Source organism: Vulcaniibacterium thermophilum (genome assembly GCF_007923255.1).
GTDB classification, from domain to species: Bacteria; Pseudomonadota; Gammaproteobacteria; order Xanthomonadales; family Xanthomonadaceae; genus Lysobacter_F; species Lysobacter_F thermophilum.
In genome coordinates this window covers 1-20,419 of record NZ_VOHJ01000021.1, presented here as the reverse complement: position 1 = coordinate 20,419, position 20,419 = coordinate 1, and the positions used below count along the sequence as shown (strand labels likewise).

Below are 20,419 nucleotides of genomic sequence, written 5' to 3'. Positions count from 1 at the left end.
CACCCCCCTGTGCGTGCTCGCGCTCGCAGCACTGGCCGTGGCCGGGACGGTCGGTCTCGGACGGGCGTGGCTCACGCGCCGCGCGCCGGAGGCCACCGCCCGCCCCGCCGCAGCGGCGCCGGCGCCGGCACCGGCCTTGCACCCCCTCGCACGCGCGGCAACCCTGCGCGGGGATGCAGTCGCCGACTGGCCCCTCGACACCCACCTGCGCACGCTGCGCCGCCGACGCGATGCCGATGCGCTGATCGCTTACGCCCTGCTGCTGCCGCTGGCGCGACCCGACGACCCCACGGTCGCCGATGTCCAGCGCCGGGCGCTGGCCGAAGCCGCGCGTCGGGCGCCGGACGACGACGCGTTCGCCAATGCGCTGCATTCGGGCCACTGCTTCGACGGCACGCCCGCCTGCCTGGCCGCGGCGGAAGCGTGGGTAGCCCCGGATCCCGACAACGCTGCGGCGTGGTTGGGACTCGCCGATGCGGCACAGCGCGGCGGCAACCGGCACCTCGCCCGTCTGGCTCTCGCCGAGGCCACGCGCGCCAGCAGGCACGAGCTCTACCTGGAACAGACGTTCCGCGCCGCCTACGCGGCACTGGAGCAAGCCCCGACCCCGCCGCCCGATGCCGAAAGCCGACGCGCGCTGGCTGCGCTGTGGCAGGCGCCGGTCGATGACGCCCTGCTGCACCTGACGCATGCCAGCGCCGTCGCCTCCGCTCATCCGGTGCCCGGACTCCAGGTTGCGGCGTCGGCCTGCCGGGCCCGGCCCGGCTATCCGCCGCCCGATCGGGCCGTGTGCCTGGCCCTGGCCGAACGGTTGGTGCGCGCCTCGAGCCTGCTGGCGCGCAATCTGGGCTACGGAATGGCCGTCCGCGCCACCGCCGACCGGCCCGAGGGCCCCGGCTGGCGTGAACGCTACCGGCGGTTCCTGTGGGTGCGCGACCAGCCCATGCCGCGCCTGCTCGGCCCGGCCTGGGCGCTGCGGGCGCAGCGCGAGGGCGAGTGGACCGCGATGCTCGCGGTGCTGCGCCATCACCGCATTCCGCTTGCGCCCCCGCCGGGCTGGTTGCCGCGCAACCCGCACGAACGCGCGCGGGTGCTGACCGGCCGCGACCCGCCCGGGTGACCCGTCCGCGTGCCGGGTGTAGGCTCGGCCGTGGGTCGATCCGAGGGGCGTGCGGATGAGGACGATGCTGGTGGCCAGTTCCAAGGGCGGCGTCGGCAAGACCACGATCGCCACCCATCTCGCCGCGCAGGCGGCGCTGGATGGACTGCGCACGGCGCTGGTGGACGCCGATCCGCAGGGCTCGGCGACGCGCTGGGCGCAGCGGCGCGCGGGGCTGGAGAGCGCGGTGCTGCCGCTCGACGGCACCCGCCGCAAGGCGTGGCGGCGCATGCTGCCGGAGGACACCCAGCGGGTCGTGATCGACGCCGCGGCCGGCGCGATGGCCGAGGACCTCGACGCGTTCCTGGAGATCGCCGACGTCGCGCTGGTGCCGGTGCAGCCGTCGATGCTCGACATCGAGGCCACGGTGCCGTTCCTCGATTCGCTCGCCCGCCACCCGCGCGTGCGGCGCGGGGAGCTGCGCGTGGGCCTGGTGGCGAACCGGCTCAGGCCGTGGACGCAGGCGTCGCAGCAGGCGCTCGACCTGCTTGCCCGATGGCCGTATCCGCTGGCCGCGCAACTGCGCGACAGCCAGGCCTACGTGATGCTCACCGCACTCGGCAAGAGCATGTTCGATTACCACTCCCAGCAGATCCGCGAACACCAGGCCGACTGGCAGCCGCTGCTGAAGTGGGTGCGCAGGTGAAGCGACGGGGTTCGGGATCGAACATTCGGAATTCGCAAGGCGTCGATTCCGCCGCCCGCGGCGCGTCTCGACAGCGGCGCGGCACGACTCCCGCGTAGGATGTGCGCGCACGCTTCGCCGAAGCTCCGACCCCCCATTCCCGCAATCGCGAATCCAGCCCAATGCGCGAACTGATCCTGCTGCGCCACGCCCATGCCGACGCCGCGTCCTACGGCCAGGCCGATCTGGACCGCGCGCTGTCGGCGCAGGGGCTGGCCGAGGCGGAAGCGGCGGGCCGCTGGCTCGCCGAGCGGCGGCTGGTGCCCGACTGCGTCCTGTGTTCGCCCGCGCGGCGCACGCGCGAGACGCTGGAGGCGGTGCTGCACGTGATCGGTTACGTCGACCAGCGCATCGAACCGTCGATCTACGAAGCCACCCCGGGCGCGCTGATCGACCTCGCCGGCCAGCACGGGGAAGCCGGCCGGCTGATGATCGTCGGCCACAATCCGGGGCTGGAGCGGCTGGTGGCGCTGCTGCACAGCGGCCAGTCGAGCGAGTACCGCGGCATGCCGCCCGGCGGCGTGGCGGTTCTGGAGATGCCCGCGGACGGCCCGCTCGAACCGGGCGTGGCGAAGCTGACCGCATTCTGGTGGCCGTGACGGCGACGCGCGCGCGCCGGCTTGCGACGTTGCTGGCTCTGGCGGTGCTCGCCGCCTCCGCGCAGGAGACTCCGCCCGCGCGCCGGTTCGATCCCGCCCACACCCGTTTCGGCTTCGAACTGCGCACCCGCTGGGGCCAGCGCATCCTCGGCGCGTTCCCGCGCCACGCCGGCGAGGTGCTGACGCTGCCGGACGGCCGCCTGCAGGTGCGCATCGCGCTGGACGCGGGGGCGGTGACGGTGGAGGATTCGCGGCGCTGGAGCGCGCTGGCGCGCGGCGAGGCGTTCTTCGACGCCGCCCGCTCGCCGCGGATCGATTTCCTCTCCGAACCGTTCAGTCACGAACTGTTGCACACCGGCGGCCCGCTGCGCGGCATGCTGACGCTGCGCGGCCGCCGCCGCTTCGAAACCTTCATGCTCGACCCCGGCCATTGCCAACGCCCCGGCCTGGACTGCGACCTGACCGGCCGCGGCCTGATCCATCGCGCCCATTACGGCATGGACGGCTGGACGTTCGTGCTGAGCGACCGCGTCCGCCTCGACCTGCGCGTGCGGGTGCTGGAGGCGCCGTGACGCGGTGGCGCCCTCTCGCCGCGGCGGCGCTGGCGCTGCTGCTGTCCGCCTGCGCGACGCTTTCGCCGCAGCAGGTGCGCGAGGTCGATGCGGTGGTGGCCGCCCGGCGGCCGAGCGAGCTGAGCTGCGCCGAGCCGCGCCGCTGCGCCGAGCCATCGCCGCTGCGCGATCTGGCCGCGCGCGCGTTCGCCGAATCGCAGCCGCAGGCGCCGCGGCATTACGCGTTGATCCTCGACCGCGGCACCGACGCCCTGCTCGCGCGCGTGAACCTGATCCGCAGCGCCACCACCGCGATCGACCTGCAGACCTACATCTTCGACGAGGACGACAGCGGCCGGCTGGTGCTCGAGGAACTGCTCGCCGCCGCCCGCCGCGGCGTGCGCGTGCGCGTGCTGATCGACCAGCTCTCCGCGCTCGAGCGCGTGGAGACGCTCGCCGCGCTGTCGGCGGCGCACGCCAACTTCGAGGTGCGCCTGTACAACCCGGTGCTGGGCCGCGCGCGCATCGCGTACTGGCAGTACGTGGTCGCCGCCGCCTGCTGCTTCCGCACGCTCAACCAGCGCATGCACACCAAGCTGCTGCTGATCGACGGCGCGGTCGGCATCACCGGCGGACGCAACTACCAGGACGACTACTACGACTGGAACCCGACCTACAACTTCCGCGATCGCGACCTGCTGGTGGCCGGCCCCGCGGTGACCGAGATGGAGGCCGACTTCGAACGCTTCTGGACCGACGCCCGCAGCGTGCCGGTGCAGCGCCTCGCCGACGTCGGTCGGCGCCTGCTGCGGCAGGGCGTGCCGGCGTTGCCGCCGCACGCCTACGCCTGGCCGGAACGCGCCGAGGCGATGCGCCGCGACGCCGCCGATGCGGACACTGTGCGGCAGCGGCTGGCGGCGGCGGCGATCGCGGTCGGCCCGGTGCGCTACATCGCCGACAGCCCGCGCAAGCACGAGGGCGAGGTGCGGCGCTCCTCGTCGGACGAGCTGCGCGCGCTGATCGAATCGGCCGGGCACGAGGTGCTGCTGCAGACGCCCTACCTGGTGCTCTCCAAACCCGCGCAGCGGATGTTCCGGCAGATGCGCAAGCGGACGCCGCGGCCGCGCGTGATCGTCTCCACCAACAGCCTGGCGGCGACCGACGCGTTCATCGTCTACGCGCTGTCGTACAAGTACAAACGGCGCTACCTGCGCGATTTCGGCTTCACCATCTACGAGTACAAGCCGTTTCCGGGCGATGCGCCGATCGATCTGGCGGCCACCGGCGCCGACCGGCCGCGGCCGCCGCCCGCGTCCAGGGTGTACGTCAACACGGACCGCAGCAGCGTGCTGTACCGCGCGCGCTACCGGGTGCCGGTCGACGGCGCCGAGCCGCGCTACCGCACCCCGCTGGAACGCGAGAACCGCGCCACCCGCTACGGCTCGCGCGGGGTCAACGAGCGCGTGCCGCTCAAGCGCGCCGGCGTGCGCATCGGCATGCACGCCAAGTCGCTGGTGATCGACGGCCGCGTCGGCGTGGTCGGCACGCACAACTTCGATCCCCGCGGCGATCTGTACAACACCGAAAGCGCGGTGGTGATCGAGGATCCGGCGTTCGCGCGCGCGCTGGCCGCCAGCATCCGGCGCGACATCGCACCGGCCAACTCGTGGGTGATCGCGCGGCGCGACAAGCCGCCGGTGCTGTCGGGGCTGGACTACTCGCTCGGCAAGGTGGGCGAGTCGCTGCCGGTGTTCGATTTCTGGCCGACGCGCTATGCGACCAGCTACGAGTTCGTCCCCGGCCCGGACTGCCCGCCGCCGCCGCCGTTGCCGGAGGAGCCCGACTTCCGCCGCTGCCACCGCCCGGTCGGCGATTTCCCGGAGGTGGCGCTGGGCTGGAAGAGCGTGCTGACGCGCATCTTCACCGCCTTCGGCGCGGGCCTGGCGCCGATCCTCTGAGCCGGCGCGGCCGCGCCGACGGCCGCCCCCTGTCTTCAGTTGGGGCCTGCGCCGGCAACCCCGCGCGGCGCCCGCGCATCTCCTTTTCCTGACCGCCCACCCCGCATCGCGACGGTCCCCCGGCCGGTGCCATCGGTGGGGTGACTTCCGGCACAGGTGAATTATCGATGCGGTGTTGTAGTCTACCAACACACTAGTTCAGGGCCCAACGCCCACCCCCGAGGAAGTCGTCATGAACACCCGCACCGTCGCTCCCGTCATCGCCCCGTCCCCGTCGACGAACCGCCCGGATGCCGCGGCCGTGCCCTTCCAGGCGACCTCCCACCGCGAGCGCGAACGCGAGTTCGGCTTCGGCTACGGCAACAGCAGCGGCTACGGCACCCGCCGCCGCTACACCACGCCCTGGGCCCAGCCGCGCTTCCGCTTCGCCTGATCCGCCCGCCCCCCTCCGGACCGCCCCGTCCGTCCCGACCGAGACCCGACCATGAACGCCCGCATCGAAGCCCCCGTCTCCACCCCGACCGCCCGCTCCGAGGCCGCGGTCGCCCCCTTCCAGTCCGCCCCGCGCGAGCGCGAACGCGAGTTCGGCTTCGGCTACGGCAGCAGCAGCGGCTACGGCACCCGCCGCCGCTACACCACCGCCTGGGGTCAGGCCCGCTTCCGCTGCGCGTAAGCGCAACCGGCCGGCACGCCGCCGGCGGATGCCCCCTCATCCGCCCGCGGTGGACGTCCGCAGACGTCCGGCCGGCCGACGGCTCCGGACCGGCGCGCCGTCTTCCCCCTGGGCGACGCGCTGGCTCCGGAACCGGGGATGCCGCTATCGTGGCCGGATGTCCGCCTCCGACCGTCCCCTGTTCCGCCCCGGCACCACGATCGATGCGCTGAACGCGCTTTCGCGCGGCACGGCGATGGAGCCGCTGGGCATCCGCTTCACCGGGCTCGGCCCCGACTGGCTGCGCGCCACCATGCCGGTGGACGCCCGCACCCGGCAGCCGTACGGCCTGCTGCACGGCGGCGCCTCGGTGCTGCTGGCCGAGACGCTCGGCAGCACCGCCGGCGGCCTGTGCGTGGCCGAAGACCAGGGCGTGGTCGGCATCGAGATCAACGCCAACCATCTGCGCGCGGTGCGCGAAGGCCACGTGGTCGGCACCGCGCGCCCGCTGCACGTCGGCGCGCGCACGCAGGTGTGGGAGATCCGCATCGAGGACGAGGCCGGCCGGCTGGTGTGCGTTTCCCGGCTCACGCTCGCGGTGATCGCGCGCCGCGGCTGAGCCGCGTCTCCCGCCGCCGTCCGTATCAGGCTATCGTGAGCGCATGAATGCGCCGTCCCCCCACGTCGGCGCGGCAGCGCCCGCGGGCGGCGCCGCCGCGCGTGCGCTCCGCTATGCCGTACGCGTGCCGATGCTGCTGTGGCACGTGTTCGTGCACCTGCCGCTCGTGCTGGTGCTGATCACCCTGCCGAGCCGACGCCTGCGGATCGGTCCGGAATCGCTCGAGGACCGGCTGATCCGTGCCTGGTCCGCCGGCCTGATGCGGGTGTTCGGCTTCCGTCTGCGCCGCTACGGCACGCCGCTGCCGGGGGCGGCGCTGTTCGTCGCCAACCACGTGAGCTGGATCGACATCGAGGCGCTGCACAGCCAGCGCATGATGGGCTTCGTCGCCAAGCGCGAGATCGAGCGCTGGCCGGTGGTGGGCTGGCTGGCCGCGCGCGGGCAGACGATCTTCCACCACCGCGGCAGCGCCGAGTCGCTGGGCGGCGTGCTGCACGAAATGCTGGCGCGCCTGCGCAGCGGGCGCTCGGTCGGCGTGTTCCCCGAGGGCGGCACCCGCGACGGCCGCGAACTCGGCCCGTTCCACGCCCGCATCTTCCTGGCCGCGGTCGAGGCCGGCGTGCCGGTGCAGCCGGTCGCACTGCGCTACGGCGAACGCGGCGATGCGCAGAGCGTGGTCGCGTTCCATCCGGGCGAGAGCTTCCTGGCCAATTTCCTGCGCCTGCTCGGCGAACCGGCGCGGCTGGCCGAGGTGCATTTCCTGACGCCGATCCAGCCGGGCGAGACCGACGGCCGCCGCCGCATCGCCGAGCTGGCGCGGCAGCGCATCCTCGAAGTGATGCGGCACTGAGGCGGCACGGATGGGCGAACCACGGGAGTGCTCCGGAGTCATGGACGCGGGCGCATCGGCGAGGCCGCGCGCGGCCGGCGCCCGCGACGGCGCCGAGCCGGGGCCCTACCTGCCGCCGGCCTGGCTGCGCAACGCGCACGTGCAGTCGGTGCTCGGCTCCAGCCCGCTGCGGCAGCGGCGCGGCGCGCGCGAGCTGGACGCGCTGGGCGTGCGCTCGTGGCTGCACGAAGTCGACGGCGGCGGCGGCGTGCGTCTGCACGGCGTGCATACGGTGCGGCCGGGCGTCGGCGCGCGCGGCCTGGCGGTGCTGCTGCACGGCTGGGAGGGCAGCGCCGAATCCGGCTACATGCGGCTGACCGCCGCGGCGCTGCTGCGCGCCGGCTTCGAGGTGTTCCGGCTGAACTTCCGCGACCACGGCGATACCCATCACCTCAACGAGGCGATCTTCCACTCCTGCCGGATCGACGAGGTGGTGCATGCGGTGGGCGAGGTCGCGCGCACGGTGGCGCGCGGCCCGGTGCATCTGGCCGGCTACTCGCTCGGCGGCAACTTCGCGCTGCGCGTGGCGCTGCGCGCGCCGCGGGCGGGATTCGAGGTCGCGCACGTGGCCGCCGTGTGCCCGGTGCTCGATCCGGCGCGCACGATGGAGGCGATGGAGCGCGGCCTGCCGCTGTACCTGTGGTACTTCGAGCGCAAGTGGCGGCGTTCGCTGGCGCGCAAGCGCGCGCTGTTCCCGCACGCGCACGGCTTCGACGAGGACGTGCTGCGCCAGCGCATGCGCGCGCTGACCGCGTGGATGGTCGAGCGCTACACCGATTTCGGCACGCTCGAGCGCTACTTCGACGGCTACTGCATCGCGCGCGACCGGCTGGCCGGCCTGCAGGCGCCGGCCAGCGTGCTGATGGCCGAGGACGATCCGGTGATCCCGGTCGGCGACTTCCGCGATCTGCGTCTGCCCGCGCACGCGCGGCTGGACATCGCGCGCTGGGGCGGGCATTGCGCGTTCCTGGAGAACGCGCGGCTGGACGGCTATGCGGAGAAGTGGGTGACGGCGCGGCTCGCCAGCGCGTAGCCGCCCGGCCGGCCGGCGCGGGCCGCCGCTACAATCGGCCTCTTGTCCTGGCCAGTCCGAGCCGCCGCCCCATGTACGACGCCATTCTCGAATCCCTGCGCCGCGGCGATCACGCCGCCGCATCGACCGCCGCGCGCGCGCTGGTCGAGTCGCAGCCCTTCGATGCCACCGCGCACCGGCTGCTGGCGCAGGCCCTGCGCCTGGCGGGCGACCGCGACGGCGCGCGCGCGGCGATCGACCGCGCGATCGCGCTGGCGCCGGAGGACGCGCCGCTGCATCTGGAACGCGCCGGCCTGCTGCTGGAGGAGCGCCAGCTCGACGAGGCGCAGGCCGCGCTGGCGCGCGCGGTCGGGCTCGATCCCAACCAGTTCCCGGCCTACATCATCCAGGCCCATCTCGCGCTCGGCCGCAACGATCTCGCCGAAGCCGAACGCCTGCTGCGCACCGCGCAGCGCATCGCGCCGGAGCATCCGCACGTGGCCTCGATCGAGGGCGGGCTGGCGCTGCGCCGCGGCGATGCCGACCGCGCGCTGGCCGTGCTGTCGCAGGCGGCGCAGCGTGCGCCGGAGGAACCGCTGCTGCGCAACGCGCTCGGCTTCGCGTATCTGGCCAAGGGCCATTTCGCGTTCGCCGAGCAGGCGTTCCGCGGCCTGCTGGAGCGTCATCCGGGCTCGGTGTCGCTGACGCTGCTGATCGCCGATCTGTGCCAGCGCCAGGGCCGGATCGACGATGCCGTCGCGCTGGTCGAACCGCTCGCCGCGCGCGAGGACGCCACGCCTGCGGTGCGGCGCTATCTCGGCGTGCTGGAGCTGTCCGCCAACCGCGCCGAGCGCGCGCTCGGTCCGTTGCTGGACGCCTTCGCCGCCGCGCCGGGCGATCCGCGCACGCTGGCCGCGCTGATGGAGACCTGGCGCCGGCTCGGCGATGCCGAAGGTGCGCGCGCGACGCTGGAGGACGCGCTCGCCCGCCACCCGCAGGAGTCCGCGCTGTGGCAGGCGCGGCTGGCGGTGGAGCCGTTCGCCGGCGAGGAGGCGCGCGCGCTGATCGCGCGCTGGCTTGCGGCCATGCCCGATCACGTGCCGGCGCTGGAGGCGCTCGGCGTGGTGCACGAACGCCACGGCGAGGATGCCGAGGCCGAGGCGGTCATCCGCCGCATCGTCGAACTCGCGCCCGGCCACGCGCAGGCCGAGCTGAAACTGGTCGACCTGCTGCTCAAGCGCGACCCCGACGCCGCGGTCGAGCGCGCCGGCTACCTGGTCGAGAACGCGCAGGACGCCGGCGTGAAGCGCAACCTGCGGCAGATCCGCGGCCACACCCTGGCCAAGGCCGGGCGCCACGCCGAAGCGGCGCGCGAATGGGCCGCGCTGCACGCCGAGGTGGCGAACCAGCGCCTGCCGCTGCCGCCGCACAGCCCGCCGCGTGCCGACTGGCCGCCGCTGGCGGCGATGCCGGATCCGGCACCGGCGGTGCTGCTGCTGTGGGGCGCGCCCGGCTCGCTGGTGGAGCGCATCGCGCTCACCTTCGACCAGGCCCGCGCGCCGCTGCGCGCCGACCGCTACGGCCCGCAGCCGCCGAACGATTTCCTGCAGCGCTACGACACCGTCGAACGCCTCGGCAGCGACGGCGAGGCGTCGCCCGAGGCGGCGGCGATGGTCGCGCACTGGCGCAGCCTGCTGCCGCAGCGCGGCATCGCCGACGGCAACGTGTTCGACTGGCTGCTGTGGTGGGACAACGCCCTGCTCGCCGCGCTGCGTCCGCACCTGCCGGAAGCGGTACTGATGATCGCCCTGCGCGATCCGCGCGACATGCTGCTGGACTGGCTGGCGTTCGGCGCGCCGGCGCCGCTGGCGATCGAATCGCCCGAGGCGGCCGCGCGCTGGCTGGCGCAGACGCTCGCGCAGATCGCCTATCTGCACGAGCAGGATCTGTTCCCGCACCGGCTGATCCGCCTGGACGGCATCGAGCACGATCCGGCGGCGATCGCGCAGGCCGCCGGCGGCGCGCTCGACATCACCGTGCCGCCGGTCGCGGAAGCCGCGTTCGGCCCGCGCCGCTTCGCCAGCGGCGAGTGGCGCCAGTTCGCCGGCGCGCTGGGCGAGGCGTTCGCCCTGCTGCACCCGGTCGCGCGCCGGCTGGGCTACGCGGAAGCCTGAGTCGCGACGGACGCAGCGCGACACCCGTAGCCCGGGCAAGCGAAGCGCACCCGGGATTGCGGAAACCCGCCCACGGCCCCGGGTGCGGGCTTCGCCCTTACCCGGGCTACGAACCGGGCGCGAAGCCGCGCCCCGACGACCGCTTCCCCTCTCCCCCACCGCGTGGGGGAGAGGTTTGGGGTGAGGGGGGGCGCCGGAGACGTGCGCGGTGACGGATTGCGGTGCCGCCTCCGCAACCGCGCGCACGCTATCTTGTCGGCCTTCCCGCCACGGAGGCTTCCATGCGCATCCACAGCACCAGCTTCGAACACCGCGGCCGCTTGCCGGCGACGTTCGCCGCCGGGCAGCCGACCGCCGACGGCTTCGGCTTCGCGCCCAACCGCAACCCGCACCTGGCCTGGGACGACGTGCCGGCGGGCACGCGCTCGTTCGCGCTGCTGTGCATCGACCCGGACGTGCCGACGGTGCCGGAGATGGTCGGCAAGCCCGGCGTGCGGATCCCCATCGAACAGCCGCGCTGCGACTTCACCCACTGGGCGATGGTCGACATCCCCGCCGACGTGCGCGAGATCGCCGAGGGCAGTTGCAGCGACGGCGTGGTGCCGCACGGCAAGCGCGATCCGTCCGGCCCCGCCGGCGCGCGCCAGGGCCTGAACGACTACACCGGCTGGTTCGCGGGCGATCCGTCGATGGCCGGCGACTGGCGCGGCTACGACGGCCCGTTCCCGCCGCCCAACGATCTGCGCCTGCACCGCTACTTCTTCCGCCTGTTCGCGCTCGACGTGGACACGCTCGCCGTGCCCGAACGCTTCACCGCCGCCGACGTGTTCCGCGCGATGCACGGCCACGTGCTCGCCGAGGCGGCGATCTACGGCACCTACTCGCTCAATCCGGACGTCGAGGGCTGAGCGCCGCGCGCGGACCGGACGATGCGCGATACGCTCCGCGAGCGCCTGCGCGCCCTGCGCGCCGACACGCTCGCGGTGTACTTCGCCGCGCGCGATCCGCGCCTGCCGTGGCGCGTGCGGCTGGTGGCGCTGGCGGTCGCGGCCTATGCGCTCAGCCCGATCGATCTGATCCCCGATTTCGTGCCGGTGCTCGGCCTGCTCGACGATCTGCTGCTGCTGCCGCTCGGGATCGCGCTGGTGATCCGGCTCACGCCCCCCGAGGTGCTGGCCGACGCGCGCCGCAAGGCGCAGGCGACGGTGGAACGGCCGCGCAGTCTGGCCGGCGCGGCCGCGGTGGTGGCGGTGTGGCTGCTGATGGCGGTCGCCGCCGCCGTGTGGTTCGCGCGCGTCGCCGCCATCCCCCGCGCGTAGGGGCGGCGTCAGCCGCGACCCTGTTCCTGCGTGCTGTTGGTCGCGGCTGGAGCCGCTCCTGCAGAGGCGATGGTTCCTATTCGCCCGCCGGCAGCCACGCCAGCAGCAGGATGCCGAGCGCGATGCGGTACACCGCGAACACGGTGAAGCGGTGGGTCTGGATGTAGCGCAGCAGCCACTTCACGGCGACGAACGCGGTCACCGCCGACGCCGCGAACGCCACGGCGAACGCCGCCCAGTTCTCCTGGCCGACGCGGCCGTCGGCGATCAGGTCGACCAGCTCGTAACCGGTCGCGGCGAACATGGTGGGAATGCCGACCAGGAACGCGAATTCGGTCGCCGCCGCGCGCGAAGTGGTGCCCGCCAGCAGCGCGATGAAGATGGTCGTCGCCGAGCGCGAGGTGCCGGGAAACACGCCGGCGATCACCTGCCCCACGCCCACCAGCACCGCCACCAGCCAGGTGACCGCCGCACGCTCGCCGATGCGCGCGGCGCGGCGCGCCGCGAGCTGCTCGGCCAGCATCATCCATACGCCGCCCAGCACCAGCGCCCACGCGATCGGCGTCACCGTCTCCGGCAACTGGAAACCCAGCTTCTTGACCAGCACCCCCAGCACCGCGGTCACGCCGAACGCGGCAGCCAGCTTGAACGCGTAGTCGCGCGCCTGCGCCGCGCTCAGCGCCTCGCCGTGCGCGCCGGCCACCGTGGCCCGGCCCAGGAAACCCTGCGCCAACGCCCACAGCCGCTGCCGGTAGATCAGCACGACCGCGAGGATCGCGCCGGCCTGGATGCCGATGTTGAACAGGTCGCTGCGCGGGCCGAGCCAGTGCTGCGCGATCAGCAGGTGGCCGGTGCTGGAGATCGGCAGGAACTCGGTGATGCCTTCGATGATGCCGAGCAGCAGCGCGGCGAGCAGATCGGTCATGGTCGGGAATGGGGAATCGGGAATCGGGGATCGAGGCGGGTTGCAGGCGACGCGCCACGATGGAGGGGCCGAAGAATAGCCGAGCCTGTGTGTGCACCAGCGTGGTGCGGGGCGGCCGGAACCGCTCCGCGGTAGTGCACAAGGCCAGGCCGCTCACCCGCGCAGGCCGCGCAACGCCGGCCTTACGCGGCCTGCGCTCACTTGGCATACGCCTTGCTTAACCCGCTGCCAGTCGCCGCGGGGCGATTCCCGATTCCCGATTCCCGATTCCCGATTCCCGATTCCCGATTCCCGATTCCCGATTCCCGCCCTGGAGCCCGCCCATGTCCCTCGATCACGTCGAAAAACTCGTCAAGGACCACAAGGTCGAATTCGTCGATCTGCGCTTCGCCGACATGCGCGGCGTGCAGCACCACGTCACCTATCCGGTGTCGATCATTGAGCCCGGCCTGTTCGAGGACGGCAAGATGTTCGACGCCAGCTCGATCGCCGGCTGGAAGGGCATCAACGAATCCGACATGGTGCTGCTGCCGGATGCCGGCACCGCGTTCCTCGACCCGTTCACCGCCGATCCGACGCTGGTGCTGACCTGCGACGTGCTCGATCCGGCGACGATGCAGGGCTACATCCGCGATCCGCGCGGCATCGCCAAGCGCGCGGAAGCCTTCCTCAAGTCCAGCGGCATCGCCGATACCGCATTCTTCGGCCCCGAGCCCGAGTTCTTCATCTTCGACTCGGTGCGCTTCGGCAACGAGATGGGCCACACCTTCTTCCACGTCGATTCGGAAGAGGCGCACTGGAACTCCTCGCGCGAGTACCAGGGCGGCAACACCGGCTACCGGCCGATGATCAAGGGCGGCTACTTCCCGGTGCCGCCGCTGGATTCGCTGCACGACCTGCGTGCGGAGATGTGCAAGACGCTGGAAGCGGTCGGCATGGAGGTGGAGGTGCACCACCACGAGGTGGCCAATGCCGGCCAGTGCGAGATCGGCACCCGCTTCAACACGCTGGTGCGCAAGGCCGACGAGCTGCTGACGATGAAGTACGTCATCAAGAACGTCGCCTTCCGCAACGGCAAGACCGTCACCTTCATGCCGAAGCCGCTGGTAGGCGACAACGGCAGCGGCATGCACGTGCACCAGTCGCTGGCCAAGGGCGGGGCGAACCTGTTCTCGGGCGACGGCTACGGCGGTCTGTCGCAGATGGCGCTGTGGTACATCGGCGGCATCTTCAAGCACGCGCGCGCGATCAACGCGTTCGCCAACTCGACCACCAACTCGTACAAGCGCCTGGTGCCGGGCTTCGAGGCCCCGGTGATGCTGGCCTACTCGGCGCGGAACCGCTCGGCGAGCTGCCGCATTCCGTACGTCGCCAATCCGAAGGCGCGCCGCATCGAGATCCGCTTCCCCGACCCGATGCAGTCCGGCTACCTCACCTTCACCGCGCTGATGATGGCCGGCCTGGATGGCATCAAGAACCAGATCGATCCGGGCGAGGCGATGGACAAGGACCTGTACGACCTGCCGCCGGAAGAGGCGAAGGGCATCCCGACCGTGTGCCACTCGCTCGACCAGGCGCTGGAAGCGCTCGATGCCGACCGCGAGTTTCTCAAGGCCGGCGGCGTGATGAGCGACGACTTCATCGACGCCTACATCGCGCTGAAGATGCAGGAGGTCACCAAGTTCCGCGCCGCGACGCATCCGCTCGAGTACCAGTTGTACTACACGATCTGACGCGGCACGGGCGTCCGGACGCTTCGGCTCCGGACCGGCGGATGTCCCGCCCGCCGCAGCGCGGCGGGCGTTCGCCCAGGGCGCGAGGCGATGCCTCGCAAACGCCCTGGGCTCACCCGCTCGAGTACCAGTTGTACTACACGATCTGACGCGGCACGGGCGTCCGGACGCTACGGCTCCGGACCGGCGGATGTCCCGCCCGCCGCAGCGCTGCGGGCGTTCGCCCAGGGCGCGAGGCGATGCCTCGCGAACGCCCTGGGCTCACCCGCTCGAGTACCAGTTGTACTACGCGATCTGATGCTCCCTCGCCCTCCCCTGTTTACAGGGGAGGGTCGGGGTGGGGTCGAGCGGTACCCGATCGCGTCGCAACCGCTTCACCCCCTCCCAACCTCCCCCTGCAAGCAGGGGGAGGAGAGCAACGCCTCCACTGCCTACAGGGGAGGGTCGGGGTGGGGTCGAGTGGCATCCGACACGTCGCACACCGCTTCACTCCCTCCCAGCGACGTAGCCCGGGTAAGCGAAGCGCACCCGGGGCCCAACCCCGGATGCGGCCTGCGGCCTTATCCGGGCTACAACGGCTTGCGCGGGAATGACGAACCGGGGCGATGCCGCACGCGCTCCCTCGCGCGATCCGTCGCGCCGCACCCGCTCAATCCGGCCGCGAATCCTCCTTCGGCGGCGCCTTGCGGTCGCTCATCAGCGCGCTGATGACGATGGCGAAACCGAGCAGGCTCGCCAGCGCGAAGAACACCAGCGCGATCGCCGGATAGCCGAACAGCCGCGCGTCGGTGTCGATCCGCATCAGCAGCGCCGACGCCAGGATCAGCGAACCGGTGATCACGCCGACGCTGATGCGGTTGGCGATCTTCTGCAGGTTCTCGATCAGGTGCGACTCCTCCAGCCCGCGCAGGCGCACCTGCAGCCGGTTCTCGGCCAGCAGCGACAGCAGGTCGGACAGCTTGCGCGGCGCCTCGCGCGCGAGCGCCTGCAGCTCGATCATCTCGCTCGCCAGTTGCGAGGGCGACAGCGATTTGCGCAGCCGCTGCGCCATCACCGACTCCAGATGGTTCTCGACGATCGCCTTCGGATCCAGCTCCGGATCGAGCGCGCGGATCACCGCTTCCAGATTGAGCAGCGTCTTGCCGAGCAGGCTCATCTCCGGCGGCGTGCGCAGGCCGCAGGCGGTGGCGGTGCGCACCAGATCGAGCATCAGCCGCCCCTCCGAACGCCCGTTGCGTCCGCTCTGCGCGGCGTAGCGCGCGACCAGTTGGCTGACCTCGCGCTGATAGCGGTCCTGTTCGAACTCGGCCAGGCGCACGCCGATCTGCGCGGTCTCGTGGGCGACGTCCTCGCCGCGGCCGTCGACCGCGGCGAACATCAGCTTCAGCAGCCGCTCGCGGCGCTTGGGCGGCACGTGCGCGACCATGCCCAGATCGAGCAGCGCCAGCCGGCCGTCGGGCGTCAGCAGCAGGTTGCCGGGGTGCGGATCGGCGTGGATCTCGCCGTGCACGAACACCTGATCGAGATAGCCGCGCATCAGGTCGGCGGCGATGTCGTCGCAGCGCGCCCGCGCGCGCTGGGCCGGCGTGAGCGCGAGCACTTTCTCGCCGATCACGCATTCCATCGTCAGCACCTTGTCGCGCGTGTGCGACCACACCGGCGCCGGCACGTACAGCGCGGGATAGTCGGCCAGATGCTCGGCGAAGCGCTCGAGGTTGCCGGCCTCGACGCGGTAATCCAGCTCGGCCAGCAGCGTGCGGCGGAACTCGCCGACCCAGTCGACGAAGCGCATGCGGCGGCCGACGTCGGTGACCTTGTCGGCGGTGCGCGCCACCGAGGTGAGGATGTCGAGGTCCTGCACGATCGTGCCGACGATGTCCGGCCGCTGCACTTTGACCGCCACCTCGCGGCCGTCGTGCAGGCGCGCGGGGTGCACCTGCGCCAGCGAGGCGCTGCCGAGCGGCTGCGGATCGAAGTAGGCGAAGGCCTGCGCCAGCGGGCGCTCGAGCTGCTCTTCCACCATCGCGCGCACCTGCTCGAACGGCACCGGCGCGACGTCGTCCTGCATGCGCTCCAGCGCGCGCAGATACGCCTCCGGCACCATGTCGGCGCGGGTGGACAGCGCTTGGCCGATCTTGATGAAGGTCGGCCCCAGCGCCTCCAGATCGCGCACGAATTCGTCCGGATCGCCGGCCGGCGGCGGCGCGTCGACCGCCGCGGCATCGACGTCGAGCCCCGCGAACACGCCGGCGCTGCGGTACTTGGCGAGGAAGGCGAGGATGCGGGCGGAGCGGGTCAGGTTGGACTCGGTCGCGGTCATCGGAGGCCACCTTCTGCGATGCGTCGAGTGTCGAGACGCGACCGTGGCCGCCGGGTGAGCGCGCCGGCGCCGCGTTCAGGCGACGTAGCGCTCCAGCCATTCGACGATGCGGCGGTGGTAGTCCACCCGCAGGCTCGGCTTGCCGCTGCCGGCGAGCTGGTGGCTGCCGCCCGGATACACCACCAGCCGCACCGGGTCCTGCGTGCAGCGCACCAGCGTGGCGAACAGCTCCTCGGCCTGGCCGACCGGGCAGCGCTGGTCGTCCGCCCCCTGCAGGATGAGCGTGGCGGTGTGCGCGTCGGGCGCGTGGACCGCCGGCGACAGCCGCGCGGACGCCGCCGGCAGATCCTGGAACCGGGCGTCCATCGCATACGGACTGACGTAGTAGCCGGTGTCCGACGTACCGGCGTGCGACATCACGTTGGTCACCGGCGCCGACACCACCGCCGCCTTGAAGCGGTCGGTCTGGCCGATCGCCCACGCGCTCAGGTAACCGCCGTACGACTTGCCGGCGCAGGCGATACGCGCATCGGCGAGTCCCTCCTTCTGCAGCGCCTCCACGATGGCGAGGTACTGCGGCAGATCGAGCTCGCCCCAGCGGCCGCGCAGACGTTGCGAGAACGCCTTGCCGTAGCTGCCCGAGCCGACCGCGTTCGGCGCCACCACCGCCCAGCCGCGCGACAGCAGCACGCTCCAGTACCAGTGCGAGGCGTGGTCGATCAGCGCATGGCTCTGCGGTCCGCCGTGCATGTCCACCAGCAGCGGGAACGGGCGCTGCGCCGGCTCCGGCGGGGTCAGCACCCAGGCTTCGACGGCCTCGGTGCCGCCGTTGCCGTCGGGCACGTCGAACGCGCGCTTGCTCACGCGCGGCCGGATGCGGCGCGCGGCCCAGCCGCGGTTGTGCGCGGTGTGGCGGCGTTCGTCGCTGCCGTCCCAGCGCACCGAGTGCAGTTCCACCGGCCAGCGCATGTTGGCGACGGTGAACGCCAGCCGCTCGCCGCTGGCGCACAGCTCGAGCACATGGCGCAGGCGCGTGTCGAGCAGCCGCGGGTCGCCGCCACCGATCGGCACCACCGCGATCGACTGCAGGCCGCGCCGCGCGCAGATCGCCGCGACGCGTTCGCCGTCCGGATGCCAGAGCACGCTGGAGCTGACCGCGAGCTCGAAATCCTCGCCGGCCAGCCGGCGCAGGCGGTCGGCCTCCACGTCGTAGTGCCAGAGGGTGGTGCGCGAGTCGCCCTCGCAGTCGCTGCCGCCGAACGCGAGCGCGCGCCCGTCGGGCGACCAGCGCACGCCGTAGGCGTCGGTGAGCGATTCGCACACGCGCCGGCCCCGGCTGCCGTCGGCGCGCGCGATCCACAGCTCGCGACGGTGGCGCTCGCGGCCGCCGGCGGTGCGCACGTAGGCCAGCCGCTGTCCGTCCGGCGACCACTGCGCGCCGGACACGTCGAAGTCGCCGTCGACCAGGCGCGAGGTCCTGCCCGAGGCCAGCTCCACGCGCAGCAGGCGCGTGCGCTCGCGGGCGACGAAGCCGCTGCCGTCGAGCTTGTACGGCAGGAAGTCGGCCACGCACGGGCCGTCGGCATCGGCGATCCGCTCGCTGGCCAGCAGCAGCAGCGCATCGCCCGCCGGCGAGAAGCCCTCGATGCGGCTGGGCGTGCAGTCGAGCCGCGTCAGCCGGCGCGCTTCGCCCACGTCCCACGGCAGCAGGTAGACCTGCAGGCCGTGCGAATTGCGGCGGGAGAGGAAGGCCAGCGTGCCGCCGTCGGGCGAGAACTGCAGCGAGGAGGCCGAATGCGCGCGCGAGGTGATCGCGCACGGCGCACGGCGCTGCGGCTCCTCGAGCGCCAGCCGCGAAGCCACCGAGTCGTAGCCGTCCCTGCCGCGACGCGCGCGGCTGACGACATAGGCGAAATGCGTGTGCGCCGGCGAGCCGGCCAGGCTCCTGAGCGTGCGGTGGTGATAGAGATCCTCCGGTGCGAAGGGCTTCATGCAGTTTGCCGGGGGGCCGATGGAAGCGCGCCCCGGAGGTCCGGGGCGCGTGGGGAAGGAAGTTCGGATCAACGGCGCTGGTTGCGCTCGTCCTCGCGTTCCTGGGTGCGGTCCTGATCGCGGTTCTGGCCCTGCCCGCCGCTGCCCTGGCCCTGACCCTGCGCCTGCATGCCGCCCTGGTTGCGCTGGCCCTGCTGGCCGCCCTGGCCCTGGCCCTGGTTGCGGTTCTGGCCCTGGTTCTGGTTCTTGTCGCTCTGGTTCGCCATGGTCGTTCCTCATGCGTGAGTCGCCGGCGGTTGCCGACGCACCGTCAGCCGCAAGTGCCGTGCCAGCGCTAAGCGCGCGCTGCGCAGGCTCGGGCGCCGCCGCGACGGACGCTTTTGCGCGCGCGGGAAACAACTGCGGTCACGACGACACGCCGGGCGGGGCGCCGTCGCACGATTCGCCGCGCGCGCGCCGCGCGAGCTGCTCGAACTGGTGCCGCACGCGTTCCAGTTCGGCGGCGTCCATCTGTTCCAGGTCGATCAGGCTGTCGTGCGCCTTCTCGGTCGCGCGAATCAGTTCGTCCAGCTTCAGTTGGATGGCGGCGGTGTCGCGGTTCTGCGAGCTCTGGATCAGGAACACCATCAGGAAGGTGACGATGGTGGTGCCGGTGTTGATCACCAGTTGCCAGGTGTTGCTGAAATCGAACAGGGGCCCGGTGATCGCCCACACCACCACCAGCAGGGCGGCGAGCGTGAAGGACAGCGGCTGGCCCGCGAAGCGCGAGGCGGCGGTGGCGAGACGCTCGAACCCGCGTGAGGAGGGCGTGTTCATGTCGGACGCTCCGGAGGAACCGTGCCGACTGTCCGCGCCAGCTCGTCAATGCCGCGTCACCCAATGCGGCGCGTTGAGGCTTTCCAGCCGGCGCCACGCCGCTTCCGCCACCGGCAGCGCGCGCTGCCAGTCCAGGCGCGAGTTGCCGCGTACGCGCGCGTAGGTCTCCGCCAGCCGGTCGGCCAGCGCTTCGAAGTGCTCGCCGCGCGTGCGGATGTACGCATCCATCCCGAGCTTCAACGCCGGCAGCAGATCCTCGAAGCGCAGGTCCGAGCGGTAGGCCAGCTCGCGGTAATGGTTGCGCCAGTACGCCAGTTCACGGTCCAGGTCGATCACCTGGACCGTGGCCTGCGTCTGTCTGGTTTCCTCGAGGTCTCCCGGCATGGCGTCGGCTGCCTGATCGGTCGGTGCGGGCGATGCGCCCAGCAAACGGCGTGCCACCGGGCGTTGGCGGAAAACTCTGCGCACGGCGGCAGCCTCTGCACTCACTGCCGGTCCAGCTCGCTCTGCAGGCGCTGGACGGTCTGGGCGTGGTCGCGCAATGCCGGCAGGGTGGCCTGCGCCAGCTCCTTGCTCCTGGCGGAGACCTGCGGACTGCGGGTGGCGTTCTCGAACAGGGCGATGGTCCTGGCATGGTCCTGATCCATCTGCGCCAGCCAGGCGCGGTCGAACTCGGCGCCGCTCATGCCGCCCAGCGCGTCCATCGCCTTGCGGTGCCCGGCGTCCGGCTCCGGCATGGCGGGCTTGCCGCTGGCCTCGGCCATCTTGCGGTTGGCTTCGGTGTGGTCGCGCTCGAGCTTCTGCGCGAACTCGCGGATACCGGCGTGCTTGGACTTCTCCAGCGCCAGCCGCGCCGCATGCACCTCCGCGGCGCCTCCGGCCAACGCCTGGGCGACGAACGCCTCCTCGGTGAGCGCCGCGGCGGCGGCGGCATCGGCCTGCGCGCCGGTGTCGGCGGTGGCCGCGCCGGGCGCGGCGGCGTCGGCCGGCGGCGTGGTGCCGGCGGCGTCGGTGGG

The 20,419-nt window shown here is 72.6% G+C and carries 21 protein-coding genes; 14 read left to right on the top strand and 7 right to left on the bottom strand.

The window, feature by feature from the left end; translation table 11 throughout:
• The first annotated feature begins 13 nt into the window (after positions 1–13).
• The 13 genes from FQY64_RS09655 to FQY64_RS09595 all read left to right on the top strand — a co-directional run bounded on the left by FQY64_RS09655 (position 14) and on the right by FQY64_RS09595 (position 11,617).
• The gene (locus tag FQY64_RS09655) at positions 14–1,120 is read left to right on the top strand and encodes a hypothetical protein (RefSeq protein WP_146474057.1); all 1,107 of its coding nucleotides are present in this window, start codon (positions 14–16) and stop codon (positions 1,118–1,120) included.
• A gap of 55 nt (positions 1,121–1,175) precedes the next feature.
• Positions 1,176–1,805 carry a ParA family protein gene (locus tag FQY64_RS09650; protein ID WP_146474056.1) on the top strand — a complete coding sequence of 210 codons (630 nt, stop codon included), beginning with the start codon at positions 1,176–1,178 and terminating at the stop codon, positions 1,803–1,805.
• Between the two features lie 161 nt (positions 1,806–1,966).
• Entirely contained in the window at positions 1,967–2,443 is a 477-nt protein-coding gene (locus tag FQY64_RS09645; RefSeq protein WP_146474055.1) for a SixA phosphatase family protein, read from the top strand.
• On the top strand, positions 2,440–3,015 hold the full coding sequence (locus FQY64_RS14760; RefSeq protein WP_186760919.1) for a YceI family protein: 576 nt from the start codon (positions 2,440–2,442) through the stop codon (positions 3,013–3,015). The genes FQY64_RS09645 and FQY64_RS14760 overlap by 4 nt, the downstream gene beginning before the upstream one ends.
• The gene (locus tag FQY64_RS09635; protein WP_146474053.1) at positions 3,012–4,952 is read left to right on the top strand and encodes a phospholipase D family protein; all 1,941 of its coding nucleotides are present in this window, start codon (positions 3,012–3,014) and stop codon (positions 4,950–4,952) included. The genes FQY64_RS14760 and FQY64_RS09635 overlap by 4 nt, the downstream gene beginning before the upstream one ends.
• Before the next feature lie 232 nt (positions 4,953–5,184).
• A complete protein-coding gene (locus FQY64_RS09630) occupies positions 5,185–5,385 on the top strand; it encodes a hypothetical protein (RefSeq protein ID WP_146474052.1) in 201 nt (66 codons plus the stop codon).
• Between the two features lie 51 nt (positions 5,386–5,436).
• A complete protein-coding gene (locus FQY64_RS09625; protein ID WP_146474051.1) occupies positions 5,437–5,625 on the top strand; it encodes a hypothetical protein in 189 nt (62 codons plus the stop codon).
• Between the two features lie 157 nt (positions 5,626–5,782).
• Positions 5,783–6,223: a hotdog fold thioesterase gene (locus FQY64_RS09620; RefSeq protein WP_146474050.1), complete on the top strand. Its 441-nt coding sequence runs from the start codon at positions 5,783–5,785 to the stop codon at positions 6,221–6,223.
• Positions 6,224–6,266: 43 nt separating this feature from the next.
• Entirely contained in the window at positions 6,267–7,073 is an 807-nt protein-coding gene (locus FQY64_RS09615) for a lysophospholipid acyltransferase family protein (RefSeq protein WP_146474049.1), read from the top strand.
• Positions 7,074–7,113: 40 nt separating this feature from the next.
• Entirely contained in the window at positions 7,114–8,145 is a 1,032-nt protein-coding gene (locus FQY64_RS09610; protein ID WP_146474048.1) for a YheT family hydrolase, read from the top strand.
• A 71-nt stretch (positions 8,146–8,216) separates the two neighbouring features.
• Complete coding sequence (locus tag FQY64_RS09605; protein WP_146474047.1) at positions 8,217–10,298, top strand: tetratricopeptide repeat protein; 2,082 nt, start codon at positions 8,217–8,219, stop codon at positions 10,296–10,298.
• A gap of 281 nt (positions 10,299–10,579) precedes the next feature.
• Entirely contained in the window at positions 10,580–11,206 is a 627-nt protein-coding gene (locus FQY64_RS09600; RefSeq protein ID WP_146474046.1) for a YbhB/YbcL family Raf kinase inhibitor-like protein, read from the top strand.
• A gap of 21 nt (positions 11,207–11,227) precedes the next feature.
• Positions 11,228–11,617 (top strand): YkvA family protein, encoded by a 390-nt coding sequence (locus FQY64_RS09595; protein ID WP_146474045.1) that lies wholly within the window; start codon positions 11,228–11,230, stop codon positions 11,615–11,617.
• A 76-nt stretch (positions 11,618–11,693) separates the two neighbouring features.
• Here FQY64_RS09595 and FQY64_RS09590 read toward each other — a convergent pair whose 3' ends face one another.
• On the bottom strand, positions 11,694–12,542 hold the full coding sequence (locus FQY64_RS09590) for an undecaprenyl-diphosphate phosphatase (RefSeq protein ID WP_146474044.1): 849 nt from the start codon (positions 12,540–12,542) through the stop codon (positions 11,694–11,696).
• A 323-nt stretch (positions 12,543–12,865) separates the two neighbouring features.
• On the opposite strand from FQY64_RS09590, the gene glnA reads away from it, so the two are divergent.
• Positions 12,866–14,275 carry a type I glutamate--ammonia ligase gene (gene glnA / locus FQY64_RS09585; protein ID WP_146474043.1) on the top strand — a complete coding sequence of 470 codons (1,410 nt, stop codon included), beginning with the start codon at positions 12,866–12,868 and terminating at the stop codon, positions 14,273–14,275.
• A 649-nt stretch (positions 14,276–14,924) separates the two neighbouring features.
• Here the strand turns inward: glnA and FQY64_RS09580 are convergent.
• The 6 genes from FQY64_RS09580 to FQY64_RS09555 form a co-directional block, all read right to left on the bottom strand.
• Positions 14,925–16,595 (bottom strand): ABC1 kinase family protein, encoded by a 1,671-nt coding sequence (locus FQY64_RS09580; RefSeq protein ID WP_146474042.1) that lies wholly within the window; start codon positions 16,593–16,595, stop codon positions 14,925–14,927.
• 75 nt (positions 16,596–16,670) lie between these two features.
• Complete coding sequence (locus FQY64_RS09575; protein WP_146474041.1) at positions 16,671–18,587, bottom strand: S9 family peptidase; 1,917 nt, start codon at positions 18,585–18,587, stop codon at positions 16,671–16,673.
• A gap of 68 nt (positions 18,588–18,655) precedes the next feature.
• Positions 18,656–18,853 carry a hypothetical protein gene (locus FQY64_RS09570; RefSeq protein ID WP_146474040.1) on the bottom strand — a complete coding sequence of 66 codons (198 nt, stop codon included), beginning with the start codon at positions 18,851–18,853 and terminating at the stop codon, positions 18,656–18,658.
• 139 nt (positions 18,854–18,992) lie between these two features.
• Entirely contained in the window at positions 18,993–19,403 is a 411-nt protein-coding gene (locus FQY64_RS09565; protein WP_146474039.1) for a low affinity iron permease family protein, read from the bottom strand.
• A 45-nt stretch (positions 19,404–19,448) separates the two neighbouring features.
• Positions 19,449–19,787 carry a hypothetical protein gene (locus tag FQY64_RS09560; RefSeq protein ID WP_146474038.1) on the bottom strand — a complete coding sequence of 113 codons (339 nt, stop codon included), beginning with the start codon at positions 19,785–19,787 and terminating at the stop codon, positions 19,449–19,451.
• Between the two features lie 101 nt (positions 19,788–19,888).
• Positions 19,889–20,419: DUF4142 domain-containing protein (locus FQY64_RS09555; RefSeq protein WP_146474037.1), on the bottom strand; the 531-nt coding region annotated here is incomplete at its 5' end.